The sequence below is a fragment of the Rhodopseudomonas palustris genome (genome assembly GCF_007005445.1).
Classification (GTDB): Bacteria; Pseudomonadota; Alphaproteobacteria; order Rhizobiales; family Xanthobacteraceae; genus Rhodopseudomonas; species Rhodopseudomonas palustris_G.
In genome coordinates this window covers 397866-418342 of sequence record NZ_CP041387.1, presented here as the reverse complement: position 1 = coordinate 418342, position 20477 = coordinate 397866, and the positions used below count along the sequence as shown (strand labels likewise).

General features: G+C 65.9%; 17 protein-coding genes. All 17 read right to left on the bottom strand.

The features are described 5' to 3' along the window. Positions 1-234: 234 nt before the first annotated feature. The 17 genes from FLL57_RS01965 to FLL57_RS01885 all read right to left on the bottom strand — a co-directional run bounded on the left by FLL57_RS01965 (position 235) and on the right by FLL57_RS01885 (position 20470). The gene (locus tag FLL57_RS01965; protein ID WP_142881985.1) at positions 235-1137 is read right to left on the bottom strand and encodes a hypothetical protein; all 903 of its coding nucleotides are present in this window, start codon (positions 1135-1137) and stop codon (positions 235-237) included. Positions 1138-1211: 74 nt separating this feature from the next. Continuing rightward, positions 1212-2525 carry a glycolate oxidase subunit GlcF gene (gene glcF / locus FLL57_RS01960; RefSeq protein ID WP_142881984.1) on the bottom strand — a complete coding sequence of 438 codons (1314 nt, stop codon included), beginning with the start codon at positions 2523-2525 and terminating at the stop codon, positions 1212-1214. Next, positions 2522-3763, bottom strand: coding sequence for an FAD-binding protein (locus tag FLL57_RS01955; RefSeq protein ID WP_142881983.1), 1242 nt, complete (start codon positions 3761-3763; stop codon positions 2522-2524). The genes glcF and FLL57_RS01955 overlap by 4 nt, the downstream gene beginning before the upstream one ends. 161 nt (positions 3764-3924) lie before the next feature. After that, the gene (locus FLL57_RS01950) at positions 3925-5418 is read right to left on the bottom strand and encodes an FAD-linked oxidase C-terminal domain-containing protein (protein ID WP_142881982.1); all 1494 of its coding nucleotides are present in this window, start codon (positions 5416-5418) and stop codon (positions 3925-3927) included. A 123-nt stretch (positions 5419-5541) separates the two neighbouring features. After that, a complete protein-coding gene (locus FLL57_RS01945; RefSeq protein WP_013501076.1) occupies positions 5542-6216 on the bottom strand; it encodes a TetR/AcrR family transcriptional regulator in 675 nt (224 codons plus the stop codon). Positions 6217-6399: 183 nt separating this feature from the next. Continuing rightward, positions 6400-6717 carry an AzlD family protein gene (locus FLL57_RS01940; RefSeq protein WP_142881981.1) on the bottom strand — a complete coding sequence of 106 codons (318 nt, stop codon included), beginning with the start codon at positions 6715-6717 and terminating at the stop codon, positions 6400-6402. Beyond that, positions 6714-7463: an AzlC family ABC transporter permease gene (locus FLL57_RS01935; protein WP_041807713.1), complete on the bottom strand. Its 750-nt coding sequence runs from the start codon at positions 7461-7463 to the stop codon at positions 6714-6716. Before FLL57_RS01935 ends, FLL57_RS01940 begins: the two co-directional genes overlap by 4 nt. A 100-nt stretch (positions 7464-7563) precedes the next feature. Further along, entirely contained in the window at positions 7564-8640 is a 1077-nt protein-coding gene (locus FLL57_RS01930) for an Acg family FMN-binding oxidoreductase (protein ID WP_235677194.1), read from the bottom strand. Positions 8641-8891: 251 nt separating this feature from the next. After that, positions 8892-10808 (bottom strand): ATP-dependent zinc metalloprotease FtsH, encoded by a 1917-nt coding sequence (gene ftsH, locus FLL57_RS01925; RefSeq protein WP_142881979.1) that lies wholly within the window; start codon positions 10806-10808, stop codon positions 8892-8894. A gap of 235 nt (positions 10809-11043) precedes the next feature. Beyond that, positions 11044-12069 (bottom strand): tRNA lysidine(34) synthetase TilS, encoded by a 1026-nt coding sequence (tilS, locus tag FLL57_RS01920; RefSeq protein ID WP_013501071.1) that lies wholly within the window; start codon positions 12067-12069, stop codon positions 11044-11046. A gap of 53 nt (positions 12070-12122) precedes the next feature. Further along, on the bottom strand, positions 12123-13151 hold the full coding sequence (ybgF, locus tag FLL57_RS01915; RefSeq protein ID WP_142881978.1) for a tol-pal system protein YbgF: 1029 nt from the start codon (positions 13149-13151) through the stop codon (positions 12123-12125). A 157-nt stretch (positions 13152-13308) separates the two neighbouring features. Further along, entirely contained in the window at positions 13309-13806 is a 498-nt protein-coding gene (gene pal, locus FLL57_RS01910; protein ID WP_013501069.1) for a peptidoglycan-associated lipoprotein Pal, read from the bottom strand. 294 nt (positions 13807-14100) lie between these two features. Next, complete coding sequence (locus FLL57_RS01905; protein WP_142881977.1) at positions 14101-14850, bottom strand: N-acyl amino acid synthase FeeM domain-containing protein; 750 nt, start codon at positions 14848-14850, stop codon at positions 14101-14103. Positions 14851-15045: 195 nt separating this feature from the next. Then, positions 15046-17376: a putative bifunctional diguanylate cyclase/phosphodiesterase gene (locus FLL57_RS01900; protein WP_013501067.1), complete on the bottom strand. Its 2331-nt coding sequence runs from the start codon at positions 17374-17376 to the stop codon at positions 15046-15048. A 182-nt stretch (positions 17377-17558) separates the two neighbouring features. Continuing rightward, positions 17559-18908, bottom strand: a complete 1350-nt coding sequence (gene tolB, locus FLL57_RS01895) for a Tol-Pal system beta propeller repeat protein TolB (protein ID WP_041807101.1) — start codon at positions 18906-18908, stop codon at positions 17559-17561. A 57-nt stretch (positions 18909-18965) separates the two neighbouring features. Beyond that, on the bottom strand, positions 18966-19949 hold the full coding sequence (locus tag FLL57_RS01890; RefSeq protein ID WP_142881976.1) for a protein TolA: 984 nt from the start codon (positions 19947-19949) through the stop codon (positions 18966-18968). A 50-nt stretch (positions 19950-19999) separates the two neighbouring features. After that, a complete protein-coding gene (locus tag FLL57_RS01885; RefSeq protein WP_013501064.1) occupies positions 20000-20470 on the bottom strand; it encodes a biopolymer transporter ExbD in 471 nt (156 codons plus the stop codon). Positions 20471-20477 lie beyond the last annotated feature (7 nt).

Genomic DNA, 20477 nt, shown 5'->3' with positions numbered 1-20477 from the left:
TTGTTGGCATTTCGGGCAACACTTTTGGCTAAGTCGAGGTCGCAACTAAACTGGACGCGATCGAATCGGCGGACTCGCCGGTCTCGTCCGATGGAACACTCAAATACCCATCATGTTCAGGACGCCTCGGCGGCTCGTTCAAGGCACAAGGAGTCCCTGGCGAAAAGCAGAAGGCCGCGGTCATGTCCGCGGCCTTCGGCAGATCGAATGCAGTTCGCGAAGCAACCGCTCGGCTCAGGTCGGGTCCGACCTGACACCCGCCTGTTGGGCGCGATCGAACTCGTCCTCTTCGGCGGCCTCCTCGACCGACGACTCGGAGATCCTGTCGACGGGCTGATCCGAGGCTTCGACCGAGGCGCTCTTCACCGGCGTCTCCACCGGCTCGTTGTCCTCGGCGGCAGCGGGCTGCTCGGCCGCGAACGGCTCGGCCGGAGCAGTATCGTCCGACGCGCCCGCAGCCTCGGGCTCCTGAGTGACCTCCGGCTCGAATGGAGTTTCGAGCTCCATGGTAATTGGTTCCGGGGCGGGGCGAGGCTTCTTGGCGCGGGGCTTACGGGGCCTCGGCGGGGGCGGCGGCGCGATCGGCTCGGCGACTACCTCCGCAGCGCTCGGCGCGGGCTTGGTCTTGGCCGTCTTGGCCGAAGGCTTGGTGGGCGCCCGGGAGGAGGCCGGTTTGGGCGTCACGGCCTTGTTGGATACCGCTTTCTGGGCGACCGTCGTCCTAGCGACCGTCTTGGCAGTGCCTTTGTTAGCAGTGGCCTTCTTGGCAGTGGCCTTTTTGGCAGCCCCCTTCTTGGCCGAAGGCGACTTGGCGACTTTGTTCGCCGCGGCCTTGGCGGGCTTCTTCGCCTTGCTCACCGGCTTCTTGTCGGCAGTCTTCGCCGATTTGCCCGCGCTCGGCTTCGACTTGAGCTTCTTCGACTTGGGCGTCGACGTGGCCTTGGACTTCGCCTTGGTCTTGGCTTTGGACTTCGGGTCGACCTTCGACTTTGACTTCGAAGCCGACGCCTTGCTGGCCTTCTTGGCCGGCTTTCCGGTGTTCTTCGCCAGCAGCAGTTTGGACTTCTTCTTGGACTTGGACTTGTCGGCCTTCTTGTCGGCCTTGTCCTTGGTCTTGGACTTCTTGCCTTTCGCCATCGTCGTCCTCCTGCTGTGCGGATCGCCTTCCGGTCGACGATCCCGCGCTCAGCGACCGGCGTTCCAGGCTCCGATCAGTGCGGAGCAGGACGGGGCCCGCCCGTCGCCCAATCGAGAAGTTCAATCGTGTGCACCACAGGGACTTCCGTTCCGCTGGCAATCTGCACCATGCAGCCGATATTGCCTGCGGCGATCATGTCCGGCTTGACGGAAGCGATGTTGGCGACCTTGCGGTCGCGCAATCTGGTCGCGATGTCAGGCTGGAGAATGTTGTACGTGCCCGCCGAACCACAACACAAATGACTCTCGGGAATATCTTTCACCACGAATCCAGTCTTGGAAAGCAATTCTTTGGGGAGCTGCGTGATTTTCTGGCCATGCTGCAACGAACAGGCGGAGTGATAAGCCACTACGACGTCGTCATGCGGACGAGGCGATGACAGTTCGAGCCCACCGACATATTCGCTGATGTCTTTGGCGAGGCCCGAAACCTTTGCGGCCCCCGCCGCATACTCCGGATCTTCTCGCAGCATGTAGCCGTAATCCTTGATCACCGTACCGCAGCCCGAGGTGGTTACCAGGATCGCGTCGAGACCGCCGCGCTCGATCTCGGCGAGCCATGCTTTGATGTTGGTGCGGGCATAGTCGAGCGTGCGGGTATCCCGGCCGAGGTGATGGATCAGGGCACCGCAGCACGCTTCGTCGGCGGCAAGCACCACCTCGATGCCGTGGCGGGTGAGCAGATTGATCGCCGCGCGATTGATGCGCGGCGCCAGCACCTGCTGGGCGCAGCCGTGCAGCAGCGCCACCCGGCCGCGCTTCGGCCCGACCGCCGGAAACGTCGTCCCGGAATCGGGGCCGGGTTCCGGCAGATGCTTCGGCGCCAGCGCCAGCATCGCCTTGATCCGGCTCAGCACGGTCGGATGCGTCAGGTCGTGCGAGCCGGGCAACAGCGCCGCGACCGGCCGCACGATCCGGGCCGCCCACATGCCGAGCCGGAACATGCCCGGATGCGGCATCATCCACGACAGCGCCTCGCGCACGACCCGGTCCCAGAACGGCCGCCGGTACTGCTTCTCGATCCGCGCGCGGGCCTGATCGACCAGATGCATGTAGTTGACGCCCGACGGACAGGTGGTCATGCAGGCGAGGCACGACAGGCAGCGGTCGATGTGTTTGACGACGTCCGCGGTCGGCGGCTGGTCGCTCTGCAGCATCTCCTTGATCAGGTAGATGCGGCCGCGCGGACTGTCGAGCTCGTCGCCGAGCAGCACATAGGTCGGACAGGTCGCGGTGCAGAAGCCGCAATGCACGCAGGCGCGCAGGATCCTGTCGGCCTCGGCGATGTCGGGATCGGCGAGCTGGGTCAGGCTGAATTCGGTCTTCATGTCGCAGATCCTCGCGACATCCGGCCGCGATTGAGAATGTTGGTGGGATCGAAGCTGCGCTTGACGCGGTCGCCGAGCGCCGCGAGGCCCGCCGGCTGCGGATGGAACACGTCGATCGCCGCCCGCACCACGTCGCTGCCGCGGATCAGGGTGGCATGACCGGCGATCTTCTCGACGCGCTGGCGCAGCGCCTTGGCGTGGCCGTCGGCCGCCGGCGGCAGCGCCGCCCAGATCAGGCCGCCGCCCCAGTCGTACATCACCTCGCCGCCGCTCTCGCGGGCGAGTTGCTCGCCGAACGCGCCGCCGGCTGCCGGTGGGCAGACGATCCGCCACACCGGCCACAGCGCCCGCGGGCCGGAGGCCGCGAACGGTTCGACATCGCGCACCGCGCGCCACAGCGCCGCGGAAGCCTCGTCCTCGATCAGCTCGGCATCGCCGAAACTCTTCAGCGCCGCACGGAGCGACTGGGCGCGGTGACTCGCCGACGAGGTGATACCCTCAAGCCGCAGCAGCGTCAGCGCCTGATCGGGCTGGGCAATCTCCGCCAATGCACCGGCCGTGGTGCGGAGCGCCGAGCCGGGCAGATGCGCGGCGCCAGTGACGTCGTAGGGCGAGCCCAGCGCCGTGGTCATGGCCTTGTTGGCCACGACGTCGCCGAGCCCGCGCAGCACCAGGGTGCGCTCGCTTTCCGGCCGCGGCGTCACCTTCAGCGTGACCTCGGTCATCACCGCCAGCGTGCCCCAGGAGCCGGCGAGCAGCTTGCACAGGTCGTAGCCGGTGACGTTCTTCACCACCTTGCCGCCGGCCTTGAAGCTCTCGCCGAAGCCCGACACCGCATGCGCCCCCAGCAGATGATCGCGGGCTCCGCCCGCCTTGATCCGCCGCGGCCCGGCAAGCCCTGCGCCGATCATACCGGCCACCGTGCCTGCCCCCGGTGCAGTGCCGAGCAGCGTCGCAGTGTCCATCGGCTCGAAGGCGAAATGCTGGTTCTTGGAATCGATCAGCGACAGCACGTCGGCCATCGGCGCGCCGGCCTGCACGGTGATGATCAGTTCGTTGGGCTCGTAAGCCGCGACGGCGTTGAGCGCCGACAGCTCTAGCACCGCATTGGTGGCCATCGGCTGCCCGATGGTACGTTTGCCGCCATGGCCGACGATCTCGATCGGCTGCTCATTGGCGATCGCGGCGCGCACCGCGTCCTCGACCTCCTGTGCGTCGCGTACTTTCAGCGTATCCACGGGCGAATCTCGTCCTTCAGGTCGAGGTCAACAAGTCTCGCTCCGTCACTGCGAGCGAAGCGAAGCAATCCAGTGCGAGAGGCGAAGAGCTGGATCGCTTCGCTCCTCGCCATGACGGCGCGGTATGAGATCGAGAGCCACATCTACGACCAACGACCAGATCAGAACCGCGGAATATCGGGGAACGGCAACTGCCCCTTGTGCACGTGCATGCGGCCGAGCTCGGCGCAGCGGTGCAGCGTCGGGAACACTTTGCCGGGATTCAGCAGGCCCTCGGAATCGAACGCGCATTTCAGCCGCTGCTGCTGGTTGAGATCGATGTCGGAGAACATCTCCGGCATCAGGTCGCGCTTTTCGATCCCGACGCCGTGCTCGCCGGTGAGCACGCCGCCGACCTCGACGCACAGCCGCAGGATGTCGGCGCCGAACGCTTCGGCGGCGTCCTGCTCGCCCGGCTTGTTGGCGTCGTACAGGATCAGCGGATGCAGATTGCCGTCGCCGGCGTGGAACACGTTGGCGACGCGCAGGCCGTATTTCTCCGACATCTCGTTCATCCGCCGCAGCACCAGCGGCAACTGGGCGCGCGGGATGGTGCCGTCCATGCACAGATAGTCCGGCGAGATCCGGCCCACCGCCGGGAACGCCGCCTTGCGGCCGGACCAGAACAAGAGCCGCTGCTGCTCGCTGGTGGAGATCTGGCAGGTGGTCGATCCGCATTGCAGCGCGATCGCCTCGACCCGGCCGATCAGTTCGTCGACCTCGACCTGCGGTCCGTCGAGCTCGATGATCAGCAGCGCTTCGACGTCGAGCGGGTAGCCGGCATGGACGAAGGCTTCCGCGGCGTGGATCGCCGGCTTGTCCATCATCTCCATGCCGCCCGGAATGATACCGGCGCTGATCACGTCGGCGACGCACTGGCCGGCGGCCTCGACGCTCTGGAAGCCGATCATCAGGGCCCGCGCCGTTTCCGGTTTGCGCAGGATGCGCACGGTGACTTCGGTGATGACACCGAGCAATCCTTCGGAGCCGGTGATCACGCCCATCAGATCGTAGCCGGCGCATTCCGCTGCCTTGCCACCGATCCGCAGGATCTCACCGGTCATCAGCACGATCTCGCAGCCGAGCACGTTGTTGGTGGTCATGCCGTATTTCAGGCAGTGCACGCCGCCGGAATTCTCGGCGATGTTGCCGCCGATCGAACAGGCGATCTGCGACGACGGGTCGGGCGCGTAGTAGAACCCGGCGTGATCGACCGCCTGGCTGATCGCCAGATTGGTGACGCCGGGCTCGACAACCACGGCGCGGTTGTCGAAGTCGATCTCGCGAATCCGCTTGAACTTGCCGAGGCCGAGTAACACGCCGTCGGCGAGCGGCAGCGCCCCGCCGGACAGCGAGGTGCCGGAGCCGCGCGGCACCACCTTGATGCCGTTCTGGTGGCAATAGCGCAGCACCTCCGACACCTGTTTGGTCGTGCTCGGCAGCACCACCACCATCGGCGGCTGCCGATACGCCATGAGGCCATCGGACTCATAGGGTTTCATTTCGGCAGCGCTGGAGATCACGCCCTCGCCCGGCACGATCCTGCGCAAGGCCGCAATGATCTCGTCGCGGCGCGCCAGCACCGACTGGTCCGGCTCCGGCATCAGAATGGTCATGCGGAACTCCTGCGCGGGCTGCTGCGGCCGTGCTTGTCGCGTCTCCGGCGAGCGGGAACGGGGCGGATCAGGAGACGTGAATTGTCATAGCCACAGCGTTTGCCGAGGGCAAACGGGAACTGATCAGGCGCCGACCAGACTACGTGGCGGGACCACGGCCTGTACCACAAGGCCGCGCGCGCGGGCATCCATCACACCGACCGCGCGCAGCGCCAGCAGCGTCACGGTTTGCACTGCGTCACGCAGCTTCGCAGGATCGTCGAGATTGTCCGGCGCCAGCGGCCCGACCAGCGATTCATGCACTGCGCCGAGCAATGCGGTCGCTGCCAGCGCCGTGTCCTGCGCCGGCAGATGACCGGCGCGGACCGCGGCTTCGATCCGCAACTCGATCTCACCTGCTATTTCCCGGCGGCTCGCCAGCCGCGATGCCGAGACATCGACATCGACAGGTTCGGCCAGAATCCCCCAGGCGAGCTTGCGGTGCGACAGCACATGCACCGCCACGGTCGTCACCGCGGCGGCGAGCGCAGAAGACGGCCCCGGCGCCGCATCGGCCGCGCGGCGGATCGCAGCGAGTTCGTCGCGCGAGACGTCGGCGATAAGTTCGGAGATCAGGTCGGCCTTCGACGGGAAGTAACGATACACGGTTCCGGCCGCGACCTTGGCGCGCGCAGCCACCGGCGCAATCTGGACGGCGGCCATTCCGCCGTCGGCGGCTGTTTCTCGCGCTGCAGCGAGAATTGCGCTGCGGCGCGCCGCCAAACGCTTCACGACCTGATGGGTCCGCCGGTAAACCATGACGCTGCCGTCCCGGAAACGAGCGCATCCGCAGCCCGATTCACGGCCCGAATCGCTCAGCAAGTTGCTGGAGTAACGAGGAAAACCGACGCACTCCCCCGCCAAATCAGTGAAAAAAGTGAACACCTATTCAGAACCGAAGGCAAGCCCTTACGGCAATGAAATGAATAGCATTCCTGCAAACTAGCCGGGCAATCCTACCGCACGCGCCAGCGCCGCTACTAACATACCAGTAGCGACCGCCAGGAAGTCGTTGCGACGCAGCACACTCACCGCAATTGCGGCCGCCAGCGCGACCATCACGATCGGGCCGCCATTGACAGCGACGGGCAGCGCCGCCGCGACGATGATGGAGCCGGGCAGCGCCTCGAACATTCTTTGAATCCGCGGTGTGACATCGACATAGCGCATCAGGAAATAGCCGCCGAGTCGGGACGCCACGGTGACCGCGGTCATCACCGCGAAGGCGAGCATCACATCGCCGCGCAGCATCTCGGTCATGACGCCCGCTCCGGCTGCGAGCCACGCGGTGACGGATCGTCCATCAGTCCCGCAGCCGCCGCGCCGGACAGCGCGCCGGCAATGATGAACCAATAGCCCGGCACGAGGTAGTGCACCGTCAGAGCCACAATACCGGACACCACCCAGGGAATCGCGCGACGCGGTCCCTTCCAGGCCGGCACAAGCAGCGCCGCAAAGAACGCCGGCATCGCGATATCGACGCCGAATTTCTTCGGATCGGCGAGTTGTTCGGCAAGCAGAAAGCCGGGAATCGCCGATACCAGCCACACCAGATACAGCACCACAGCCCCGCCGACATAGAACCAGGCATTGGCGCCGCCGTGCTCGCGATAGCGCATTGCGGCGAGCCAGCCGCCGTCGGTGACCAGCAGCAGCGGCGGATACACCTGCCATGCCGGCAGCGTTCCGAGCCACGGCCGCATCGAGGCCGTCATCAGGAAGAACCGGATATTGACGGTGGCAGTGAGCAGCGCCAGCGCGGCGATCGACGACGGCGTCAGCGCCTCCGGCCAAGCCTGCACCGCGACGAACTGCGACAGCCCGCCATACACGGTGGCCATCATCACTTCGACCTCGGCCAGCGTGAAGTTCTTCTGCGCGCATAGCGCGCCGAACGCCATGCCGAACGCCAGCGTCCCCGGCAGCATCGGACCGATCGCGACAATGCCGGGCCAGATCGCATCACGCGACCAATAGGCAGGAGCTTTCTGAATGTGAGTGGTCATGGTCTGGTCCGCGTTGCCGACCATGGCGTGATGGCTGCGCAGCGCCAGGTCAAGCAATCACAGCTCATGGGGCTATGCGACAGCGCCGCGTTCGACCGAACTACACCAGCACATCGGCGATCGGGCGCCGCAGCGACCGGGGCATGTCGGCTCCGTAGCCGAAGCGCACGATGAGATCCGGACGGCGCGCGCCGAGACCGAGCACTTCGGCAAGACGGTGCCGCTGCTGCGGCACCTCGACCGCCTGATTCAGGAAGGCGTGCTTGATACCGAGCGCGGTCGCGCGCAGCGCGAAGCGCTGATACGCCCGACCGGCGGCGAGCCAATGTCCGCGGTCGTCGTGGTCCGAAACGAACACGGCAAGGCCCGCGGAACTGGCGATCTGGGCCCGGCACTTGGCGTTCTCGGAGTGTGCCGAGACGACGTGCTCGAACAGCAACCGCCCGACCGGAGCGGGCAAGGCGGGATTGCCGGACACGCCTGCAAACAGCCCGTCGCCGGTCGCCACCGCATCGGCGTATCCGAAGCGGAGCCAGTGCTTCAGTTCGGCGAGGAAACTCGGATCGGCGAATTGGGCGGTGTTGCCGGCGATGACCAGGGACGCAACGGCGTCGACCGCCGCAGGCTCGGTCAGCAACAGAATGTCGACGCCGTCACTGCGGCCGGCGGAGACCAACCTCTGCAGGTCGTCCGCCGGAACCGGCCGGGAGTCGTACAAGCCGCGGCAGCATTGCCGCTTGACGATTGCGGCCGCCAACTCCGAGGTCTCGGCGGCGCCCGGCGCCAGATCGATCCTCACCCGGCCGTCCTCTCCCACAGCTCTCACCGTCGCAGACAGACCGAACACCGGCGCCGCCTGCACGATGTTCTCGGCAGCCGCACCGAGACTTGCGAACAGATGATGGTCGTCCGGATCAACGACCGGACAACGCCGGGAAAAGTCCGGCGCGATGGTGATGTCGGCATCCCGGGCGACGAACCGCCAAGGCTGCGTATTGTGGCTGTTGGCAGCGAGCGTGGCGCAACGCACCAGTTCGGCGATCGCCGCCCGACCGGTAAGCTCTGGGTTCAAAGGCTGCCTTATCGCATCGGCAGCGTCGCGCCAGCGGCCGATGTCCTGCCGCGCCCACAGGACGGCACCACTGGCGGCCATCGCCAGCGCGGCAGCTCCAGCCATCAAAACCGACCGGCGATTCATCGGTGCTCCGATCCAGGGCAGTCGCGAGAAGTCGAGCCCGGCTCGCGAGCGAAAGCGCCTCAGCGCAGCGAACCGAGGCAGGCTCTGCCCCGATCAGAGCCGGACGCGCTCGACGCCGAACAGCAGCACAGTTCATCACGGTCTGAATTGTCTTTGCTCAATCATGCCGCTCAGCAAAAACGCGGCCCCAAGGGACCGCGTTTTCAGAACACATGCGATAATCAGACCGATCACGCCTGGGGCTGCGGCTCCAGGCCCGGATCGGGCCGCGGCCGTGGCTTGCCGGCGGGCGGCACTGCGGAAGTCCGCGGCCCCGACGGCTCCAGCACCGATTCGCGGTTCGGCTTCTTGCCGTTGATCAGGTCGGTGATCTCGTCGCCGGTCAGGGTCTCGTATTCCAGCAGGCCCTTGGCCAGCGCCTCGAGGTCGGCCCGCTTCTCGGTGAGAATGCGGGTGGCCTCGTTGTAGCCTTCCTCCACCAGCCGCTTGATCTCGGCGTCGATCTTCTGGACCGTCGCCTCCGAGGCGTTCTGCGTGCGCGACACCGACATGCCGAGGAAGACCTCGTCCTGGTTCTCGCCGTAGGACACCGTGCCGAGCTCTTCCGACAGGCCCCAGCGAGTCACCATCATCCGGGCCAGACGGGTGGCCTGTTCGATATCGGAGGATGCGCCCGAGGTCACCTTCTGCCGGCCGAACACCATTTCCTCGGCGACGCGACCACCCATCATGATGGCGAGGCGCGAGGTCATCTGCTCGAGCGACATCGACAGCTTGTCGCGTTCCGGGAGCTGCATCACCATGCCGAGCGCACGGCCGCGCGGAATGATGGTGGCCTTGTGAATCGGGTCGGTGGCCGGAACGTTGAGGCCGACGATGGCGTGGCCGCCTTCGTGATACGCGGTGAGGAGCTTCTCCTCCTCCGTCATCACCAGCGACTTGCGCTCGGCGCCCATCATCACCTTGTCCTTGGCGTCCTCGAACTCGGACTGCGTGACCATGCGCTTGTTGCGCCGGGCCGCCATCAGCGCCGCTTCGTTGACGAGGTTCATCAGGTCGGCGCCCGAAAAGCCCGGGGTGCCGCGCGCGATGGTCTTCAGGTTGATATCCGGCGCCAGCGGCACCTTGCGGACATGAACTCTGAGGATCTGCTCGCGACCGACGACGTCCGGGTTCGGCACCACCACCTGACGGTCGAAGCGGCCGGGACGCAGCAGCGCCGGATCGAGCACGTCTGGCCGGTTGGTGGCCGCAATAAGGATCACGCCCTCATTGGCCTCGAAGCCGTCCATCTCGACCAGCAACTGGTTGAGAGTCTGCTCGCGCTCGTCGTTGCCGCCGCCGAGACCGGCGCCGCGATGACGGCCGACCGCGTCGATTTCGTCGATGAAGATGATGCACGGCGCATTCTTCTTGGCCTGCTCGAACATGTCGCGCACGCGAGAGGCGCCGACGCCGACGAACATTTCGACGAAGTCCGAGCCCGAGATCGTGAAGAACGGCACATTGGCCTCGCCCGCGACCGCTCGCGCGATCAGGGTCTTACCGGTGCCGGGCGGGCCGACCAGCAGCACGCCGCGCGGAATCCGGCCGCCGAGCCGCTGGAACTTGCCCGGGTCGCGCAGAAACTCGACGATCTCCTGCAGATCCTGCTTGGCTTCATCGACACCGGCGACGTCTTCGAAGGTGACGCGGCCGTGCGCTTCGGTCAGCATCTTGGCGCGCGACTTGCCGAAGCCCATCGCCTTGCCGGCGCCGCCCTGCATCTGCCGCGACAGGAAGATCCAGACGCCGATCAGCGCGATGAACGGCAGCCATGAGACCAGCAGCGACACGAACCACGGCACGTTGTCGCCCGGCGGCTTCGCCGTGATCGACACCTTGCCGTTGTACAGGCGAGTGACCAGCGACGGATCGTTCGGCGCGTAGGTCTGGAAGATCGAACCGTTGGTGAAGGTGCCGCGGATCTCCTGGCCCTGGATCACCACGTCGCGCACATGGTTCTGATCGATCTCGGTCAGAAGCTGCGAGAACGGAATTTCCTGAGACGCGGTGCGCTGGCCCGGATTCTGGAAGAGTGTGAACAGCGCCAAGAGCAGCAGCACGATGATGACCCAGAGGGCGAAATTGCGCAGATTGGCGTTCATCGGTCTTCCTTATGGGTCGCGCGGATCGCGACCGGGTGGGCCCTGCGGCGCCGAAACGAAAAGGCCCTGCGGGGTGTTCCCGTGAGCCGGCCCGCCTAATCTAGGTGTGACCCGGCTCCGTGCCAAGAGAACCGCACAGGACTATTTGGCGCATTCTAATCCATTTCCCGCTCAAATCGTGGCGATCAGCGCCGCTCGGTCGCGGGAGGTCCTGTGAACCTGCCAGCCGGCCGGATCAGCACGTCCGGCCACGACGCGGCGGGGCGGGGGCGATCACGAGGCGCTCACCGCCCAGCGTGACCACGGCGCCCGCGAGAGTCTGCTTCAGGCGCGGCACAGCCTCGCTCATGGCCGATTCCAGGGCGGTCACCAGCGTTTCGACCTTGCCGAGTTGCGGCGGACCCTCGTAGCCCTGCGAGGACAGTACCCTCATCAACAACCGAATCCTGATTTCCGCCGGCAATGCGGTGAAGGCCGCGGCATCGACCCCCCGACGCCTCGGTTCCGCATTCAGCAACTCCAGATAGCGCTCGGCGCCATCGGTCATCCGCTCGAGCGCCGCATCAGCTCGCGCGGCCCGCGATGCAAGCCGGGCGAGTGAGCGCGCATCGCAGCCTTCGGCCGCGAGCAGCGGCATCAGTTCGCGCAGCCGCGGCCGAGCGAAACGTGGATCGGCATTGCTGGGGTCGGTGGCAAAATCGATCCTGGCCTTGGCCAGCGTCGCCAGCAGCCTGGCCTTGGGAACATCTAGCAACGGCCGCACCAGCACGATGTCGTCGCGCGCCGTTTGCCGCGACATCGCGGCGAGGCCGGCGATACCGCTGCCGCGCGACAGTCGCATCAGCACGGTTTCGGCCTGATCGTCGCGGGTGTGAGCCGTCATGATGTGGGTGGCGCCGGCGCGTCTGGCCGCCTCTGCCAGCAACCGGTAGCGCGCCTGGCGGGCGGCGGCCTGGATCCCCGAGGCCGGCTTGTCGCCGCGCCAGCGCAGCGTCCGGTGCGGCAGATCGAGCGAGGTTGCCAGCCGCTTGACCGCACGTGCCTCGCGCGCGGCCTCCGCCCGCAATCCGTGATCGACGGTGACGACCGACAACGACGGCCCGCGCTTCAACGCCTTGCGCCAGCGCGCCACGAGCCACATCAGCGCCAGCGAATCCGGGCCGCCCGACACCGCCAGCACAATCGCCGGCGCCGCCTTCCAGTCGCCGAACAGTCCGCGCGCCTCGGTCGCGGACACTGCGTCGTCGTCGGTTCCGGACATCGGCCGCCTGCCTGCCGGTTGTCAGGCCCCGGCGGCGCCGGGGCAGCTTGCGTTCAGCACTTCAGCTTCTTCTGCTCGCGGTCGACAGCCTTCTTCACGCCAGACGAAGCCTGCGGATATTTGCGGCCGATCTCGCCGAGCGCGGCGCAGGCCGCTTCCTTCTCCTTCAGAGCCGACAACGATTGCCCGAGCCGGAGCAACGCGTCCGGCGCCTTGCCAGCCTTCTCGTGCTTGCTGGTCACCGCGAGAAACGCCTCGGCGGCGTCGCGATACATCTGGCGCTGGAAGAAGCTCTCGCCGAGCCAGTATTGCGCGTCTGCCGTCAGCGGATTGTCGGGATACTTCTGCGCGAAGTTGCGCATCGTCTCCTCGGCCAGTGCGTAGTCGCGCCGCTGCATGTAGCCGATACCGAGATCGAACTCGTCACGCGGAGTCTGCGACGGCGGCAGCGTCGTCAATGCACCGCCGGCCGCAGGTGCCTGCGGCGCGGCCGGCGCGCCGCCTTGCGGCGAGCCACCCTGGACGTAGCCGCCGCCGCTGTTCGACAGATCGATCGGCGCGCCCGGAGCACGGCCGGCCGGCACCCCGCCGCCCTGCTCGATCGGCATCTGCCCACCGCCGAGCGGACGCGGCACGCCCGGCGCATTCGGGTTCTGCGCCGGATTGAACGCATCGCCGCGCCGCCCCCCGCCCTGCGGAGCGGTCGGCTGCGGCTGCACCATCGGAGCTTGCGGCTGACCGTAGCCAGGCTGCTGGCCATAGGCCGGCTGCGCCGGCTGGCCGTAGGACGGCGACGGTTGCGGCGACGGCGCCGGACTGGCCCCGGCAGCCGGAGCCGGCTGTTGGGCCGCCGGCGCACCGGCGCTGCCCTGCAACTGCCGGAGTTGCTCTTCGAGCCTGCGGTTACGGTATTCCAGCTCTTCGTTCTGGCCGGTCAGCGCGCGCAGCCGGTCCTCGAGCTGCTGGATCCGGATTTCCGGATCGACCTCGCCACCATACTGCTGGGCCGCCGCCGGAACGGCGACGACCAGCGCCGCCAGCAAAGCGAGGGAACGTGCGGAGACGGCAAAACCTGATGACATGACAGTCCGACGAGTTCGAGGGCGCGGCCGAGCGAATGGCGCAGGATTGATCGCCGTACTACGCCAAAAATGTGACTGAAGCGACGGCAGAGATCTCAGCCCAAAACAAAAACGGCGCCCTGCGGCGCCGTTTAGCAACGTCGATCGAAGCGAGCGCTCAGGCGCCGGCGTTCAGCACCGTGACCGCGCGGCGATTCTGCGACCAGCACGAGATGTCGTTACAGACCGCGACCGGACGTTCCTTGCCGTAGGAGATCGTACGCATCCGCGAGGCGTCGATACCGCGCGACACCAGATAGTTGCGTACCGACTGCGCGCGCCGGGCACCGAGCGCGATGTTGTACTCGCGGGTGCCGCGCTCGTCGGCGTGGCCTTCGATGGTGAAGGTGTAGCGAGCGTAAGTCTGCAGCCACTGCACCTGCTTGTCGAGCGTCGCCGCTGCCTGCGGCGACAGATCCGACTGATCGCTCTCGAAGAACACGCGGTCGCCGACGTTGACGACGAAATCCTGCTGGCTGCCGGGGGTGGCCGCACCCGCCATCGCACCGTCGGCACCGCCGAGTCCATTCTTGTTCGCGCAAGCCCCCATCGACAGGGCCACCGCGAGCACCGCGGCCACCTTCAATCCCTGGAGGATTCGCTTGTGATTGGTCATTCCGGAGCCTCCACGCTCGCGATATTCCGACTGTGGTTTCGGTCTACAGGGCGATGGTTAAGCGAACGTTCCGTCAACCTTGACGAGGTGTTGCCAGACCCGATCAAATGCCCCCGGTCGGTCGAAAGCCGCCGCGATGGTTAATGAGGTGCAAATGTGGCGCCAGAGTGAAGCTTCGCCATCACGACCATCGGGCGCGGGGACCAGGCGCGCTGCAAGGTTCTTCGCTGCTGCAGGCGCAGACATCCGGCTCGTCTCGCCGATCTCTGCGCCCTCTTCGACCGCGCAGCGCCGTCAGAGATGGTAGCGGTCCGCGACGACGACCGGAGCGACGCCCGGAACCTCGGCAAACGCCAGAGTTGGAACGTGCCTGCTTCGCGCGAACAGGCTGTGGCGTTCCGATGCGGTCGAACGCAAGAACGGATAGCGGGCGAACAGCTTCTCGTGCATGGCGGGAAAGTCGATCTCCATCAGACTGATCGGCTTCTTCAATCCCGGATAGGGCCGCGAGGCGCAGATCAGCCGCATCATCACCCGGCGATAGAACGCCTGGTGTTCGGTTCGTACCGAAGCGAGGCCGATGTCGGCCTTGAAATGCTCGCAGGACACGTAAGCCAGGCGCAGCGTCAGATACGGAAGCTCCGGCAGCCGATTGGCATTGACAGGATCGGCGACGAAGCGCGTCGGATCGACGATCACCTTGCCGTCGGCCAGCCACGGCTCGAGGAAATCCGGAAACACATCCATCGAAGGGCACGCCGGGTAGTCGGGCGATCCCACCGTAATCCGCAGGGAGCTGCTGAGCGCGCCCTCGTAAAAGACCCCGAAGATCCAGGAATTCGGCAGATCGTCGTACCGGTCGGTCACGATCCCGGTGCTGTTGGAATCGATCGCCCCTTCCTTGAGATAGGCGCGATACCGCAGGCGATAGATCGCCTCGCGTTCGGCATCGGTTTCGGCCAATCGGTATTCGACCTTGTCGAGCAGCGCTAATCGACGGGCGGCGACGCTGCCCTGCTGCTGTCCTTGTCTCACGGCTACCATCGTTCGTACCCCACGCTGTGCACGACAGTTCGAGACCTGCGATCGAAATCCCTAACGATGAACCTTAACGAAACCTTAACGGCACAGCAAAGCATTAGAAACATTAGGGTTAATCGTTATAATCTAAGGTTAATGATTTGTATCCGTCTCCGCCCCGGAGACATGAGTGATTTCAAGCAATCGCGATGTGAGAGATCAGGCGATCGAGCGGGTCGGCAACGACAGCACCTTGCCGTCCTTCTGGCGCGCGCCTTGGGACGCGTTCAGCAATTGTCGGATGCGCTGGGCCGGCACCGGGCGACTGAACAGATAGCCCTGAGCCTCGGTGACGGTGCCGTCAGCGCTGATCAATTCGAGCTGCTCATTGGTCTCGATGCCCTCCACCACCACGGACATGCCGAGATCGGTGCTGAGCCGGGCGACGCCGCGCAGCAGCGTCAGCGGCCGATCGCTGTCGATGCCCTCAAGGAAGGAGCGATCGATCTTGACCTTCTGCAGCGGGAAGCTGTGCAGATAGCTGAGCGACGAATAGCCGGTGCCGAAGTCGTCGAGCGAGATCCGCACCCCTTCGGCGTGGAGCTGCTGCAGCGCGTCGTGGGTCCATTGCGTATTGCGCAGCAGCGAGGATTCGGTGATCTCGATCTCCAGCCGCCTCGCCGGCAGCCCGGACACTTCGAGCGCGTAGCGCACCTCGGTGAGCACGTCGCGCTGGTGGAATTGCTGCGGCGAGAAATTGATCGCGACGCTCACCGGCTCCGGCCACAGCATGCACTCCATGCACGCCTTGCGCAGAATCCAGCGGCCGAGATCGACGATCAGCCCCATTTCCTCGGCGACCGGGATGATGTCGATCGGAGACACCGTGCCGCGCACCGGATGGTTCCAGCGCAGCAGTGCCTCGCAGGTGGTGATCTTGCCGGTCTTCAGGTTGACCAGCGGCTGGTAGTACAGCTCGAATTCTTCGTTGGCGAGCGCCTTGCGCAGGTCGAGCTCGAGGATACGGCGCGCCTCGACGGTCTGCGCCATTTCCTCGCGGAAGAAACAATAGGTGCCCCGTCCGTCCGCCTTGGCGCGATACAGCGCCATGTCGGCGTTCTTGAGCAGAATATCGGCCTTCGTACCGGGCGAGGTCATCGCGATGCCGACCGAGGCCCCGATTTCGACGACGTGATGATCAATCAGATAGCGGTCGCTGAGCCGGTCGACGATCCGGCGCGCCAGCGCTGCGGCGTCCTCGTTCGAGGCGATGTTCTGCTGGAACACCACGAATTCGTCGCCGCCGAACCGCGCCACCAGATCTTCCGGCCGCAGCATGTCGCGCAGCCGCTCGGCGACCGAGCACAGCAGCCGGTCGCCGCACGGATGGCCGAGCGTATCGTTGATCTGCTTGAACTGATCGAGGTCGATGAACAGCAGCGCCGACAGCCGGGTCTTGCCGCGACCGTGTTCGGCCTCGAGAATCCGCTCGATCTCGTCGCGGAAGCTGACACGGTTCGGCAGCGCCGTCAGTTCGTCGTAGCGCGCCAGATGGACGATCCGGGCCTCGACATTGCGGCGTTCGGTGATGTCTTCGATCAGCACCACGGCACCGCCGCCGACCATCGGCTGGAACGTCCAGCACAGCGACCGCGGAACCGACTCGTCGCCGACCGTCACGATCTCGCCCGCGAGCGAGTTCTCGATCTCAGACAGGATCAATCGGCCGTTCGCCGCCGAGATCGCGCCGATCGCCACGCAGGCGGACACGATCTCGATCGCGGTCGGCGAGCCTTTGACCAGATCGTCGCGGAGCCGCATCATTTCGGCGAAGCGACGGTTCATCACCGCCAGACGTCCGTCGGGGCGGAACATGCACAGACCGTGCGGCATGTTGTTGAGCGCGGTGTCGAACTGGTTGGCGAGCGCGGCCTCGCGCTCCCGGCCGATCCAGGCGTCGAGATAGATCCGCTGCAGGCTCGACGTCAGATGACGGATCGAAATGAAGAACACCGCGCTCAGCAAGGCGAGCGCGATGTAGTAGACGCCGCCGACCTGGAGCATCGCGTAGATCAGCGGCCCGCAGCTCAGCAGCACCTGCAGATGGAAGATCTGGGGCCGGCCGAAGGTGCGCCCGACCCCGGCCGACGTGTACGCCACGACGGTGGCGACGCAGAGCATATGGGCAGCCGGATCGCTGGTGCCGAGCAACACCACCAGGGACCAGATGCCGAGCGAGATACCGTGCGCGACGGCGCCGAGCCGATAGCGCCGCTCCCAGACATCGGCTTCCTCGGCCGTGAGAGGAGCGTTGCGCTGCTGGTAGCTGTGCATCTGCCAGGCGCGTGCAGACCCGATCAGCACGAACAGCGGGACGCACAGCCAGTTCAGGATGCTGCCGGTGACGAACCCGATCACCGAGCCGGCGATCGCCGGCCCGAATGCGCCGACGATCATCGGCGCGGGATTCATGAACAGCGAATCGACCAGCCCCGCACGGATGGCAGGGGACGTCTGCTCCAAATCCCGCTTCTGGCTGGCAAGCTGCATCAAGCGCGAGCGTATCCTTTCGACACGTTGTAACTCGGGCAGATGAAGTCTTTCTGAGCGAACATACTTAGCAGATCATTGCCGCGTCTCAGGACACGGTGCACGGAGATTCATGGAACTCGCCGGCGAGGCGGCGAGGAAGCCGCTGCGGCGAACCCGAGAACGACGATCGATAGTTGCGATCAGGACAACAGCGGGGACCAGGCGGGATCGGAGGCGTAGCCCGGGGTCGGAACGCGCAGTTCGTTGCGGCCGGAGACGTCGACCGTGAACAGCGACGGGCCGGCCTTGCCGCCCGGATCGCGGAAGAACATCAGCACCCGGCCGTTGGGCGCAAAGGTCGGCCCCTCGTTGTGGAACCCGGAGGTGAGGATGCGTTCGCCGGAACCGTCCGGCTTCATGATCCCGATCGCGAACTGGCCGCCGCCCTGCTTGGTGAAAGCGATGTAGTCGCCGCGCGGCGACCACACCGGGGTCGAGTAGCTGCCGTCGCCGAACGAAATCCGCTGCGCCTGCCCGCCGCCCGCCGGCATGATGTAGATCTGCGGCCGGCCGCCGCGGTCCGACTCGAAGCAGATCCGGCTGCCGTCCGGCGCGTAGGACGGCGAGGTGTCGATCGCCGGGGTGTCGGTGAGCCGCGTCGTCGCCTTGGAACGCAGATCCATCACGAACAGGTTCGAGTTGCCGCCCTGCTGCAGGCTCATGATGATCTTCTGGCCGTCCGGCGAGAATCGCGGGGCGAACGACATGCCGGGGAAATTGCCGACGATTTCGCGCTGTCCGGTCTCGACGTTGAACAGATACACCCGCGGCTCACCCTGGCCGAATTCCATGTAGGTGATCTCTTGGGTGGTCGGCGAAAACCGCGGCGTCAGCACCAGATCGCTGCCCCGGGTCAGATAGCGCACATTGGCGCCGTCCTGATCCATCAGCGCCAGCCGCTTGACGCGGCGCTCGGCCGGGCCGCTTTCGTCGATGAACACCACGCGGCTGTCGAAATAGCCCTTCTCGCCGGTGAGACGCTCGTAGATCTGATCGGAGATGATGTGAGCGATCCGCCGCCAGTATTCCGGGGAGGTGAAATACTGCTGGCCGGCGAGCTGCTGACCGGTGGCGACGTCCCACAGCCGGAATTCGGCCTTGAGCCGGCCGTCGCCCTGACGCGTCATCCGACCCGTCACCAGCGCCTGGGCGTTGATGCTGGCCCAGCTCTTGAACTGCGGCGGCACGTCGATGTTGGTGATCTTTTCGAGATACGCGGCCTGGTCGATCGGCGCGAACAGCCCCGAGCGCTTCAGGTTGTTGGTGATCACCTGCGAGACGCCGACGCCGACTTCGCCGTCCGACGGGGTGCCGGCGACGAAATTCGGAATCGCGATCGGCAGCGGCGCGACATTGCCTTCGGTGATCTGCACGCGGGCCTGACCGAACGCGTCGCCGGCGGGGCCGAGCGCGAGTGCGCCGGCGGCCGTCGCGGCGGAAATCATCAACTGGCGGCGATTGAGATGAAACGGCATGGGCGGGCAATCCATCGGTCTGTCAGGTGATCTGCGCCGCGTGGCGCGTGAAATGGCGACTCCGGCTTCGCATCAGGGACGCCGGTCGGTGAACACGGGCGCGAAGAACTTCCACTCGTCGAAGAACTGCGCCGGCAGGTTGTAGGGCTGGCATTCGATGATCGCCCGCAGCGCGCTTTCCTGATAGACGCGCAAGTAGGGCGTCGCCGGATGACCTTCCGGCTGCGGCATGGCCTCGAGCGAGCCGTCGCGCTTCAGCCGGATCACGAAGGCCGCCTCGGCGCGCTGCGCCTCGATGCCGCCGTAGGGCTTCTTCCAGCAGCGCTCGACCTGCGACTGGAACATCGCGCCCCAGGTTGCCGAATTGTCGGCGGACTTGCCCTTCGACAGCCCGAGCGCCGCGTTCGAATTCAGCGCATCGCCGGTCACCGCGTTGCGGGTCGGGTCGCGCTTGTCGAGCAGCGCCGCGATCTTGGACTGGTCGAACACCCGTTCAGGCTTCGGCTTGGTCTGCTCCGGCGGCTTGGCGGCGGCTTCGGTGGGCTTCGGCGGCGGCTTCTTCTTTTCTTCTTTCTTCAGCGCCTCGGCGATCGGATCGACCTTCGAATCCGGCTTCTTTTCCGCTTCCTTGGCCTCTTCCTTCGCCGGCTCCGGCTTCTTCTCCGCCTTCTTCGGCTCTTCCTTCTTCGGCTCTTCCTTCACCACCGGCTTCGGCGGATCGGGCTTCTTCTCGACCGGCTTTTCTTCGGGCTTCGGCTTGGGCTGGGGCGGCGGCGAAGTATCGGTGACCACCGGAGCCTTCTCGCTGATCTTGCCGACGGTGTCGTCGACCGGCTTGGCCTCGGCGACCTTCTCGACCAGGGGCTTGGGATTTTCCTTCTTGCCGGTCCGCATCCCGGCCATCACCTTGGCGAGCTGATCTTCGGAGATGGTATCGACCGCGACCGAATCCTGCGGCTCCAGCTCGAATGCCTTGGAGCTGAACGACAGCATGGCCCAGCCGAGCACGAGAGCGTGCAACGCCACCGAGGCTGCCCATGTCTTGTCGATCTTCACCTTCAGGATTCCCGCTCCACCTTCGCGGCCAGCGCCCGCGCCGTACCGGCTCAACTCCCCTGTTCGGGAACGATGACGATGTTCGCCTTGAAGCCGGCGGTCCGAATATTGCCGAGCAGCTTCATCATGTCGGTATAGCAGACGTCCTTGTCGCCCCGAAGATACACGGTGTTGTCGGTCTCCGAGCGGGTCTCGCGGATCGCCTTCATCTTGGCCTCCAGCTCGGACGCTGCGATCGGACTATCACCCAGATACAACTCGACCTGCGAATTGCAGGTGCCGCCGGTACGCTTCACCGACAGCGTCAGCGGCGGCGAGTTCGACTGAATCTGATTGCCGCCGCGGGCGACCGGCAAATCGATGTCGATCGAAGTCGTGAGCAGCGGCGCCGCGACCATGAAGATGATCAGCAGCACGAGCATCACGTCGACCATCGGGGTGACGTTGATCTCCGCCATCACCGGGCGCCGGGCGCCACGGCGCCGGCCGCCTCCGCCGCCGGTGGCCACGTTCATTCCCATGATCGAA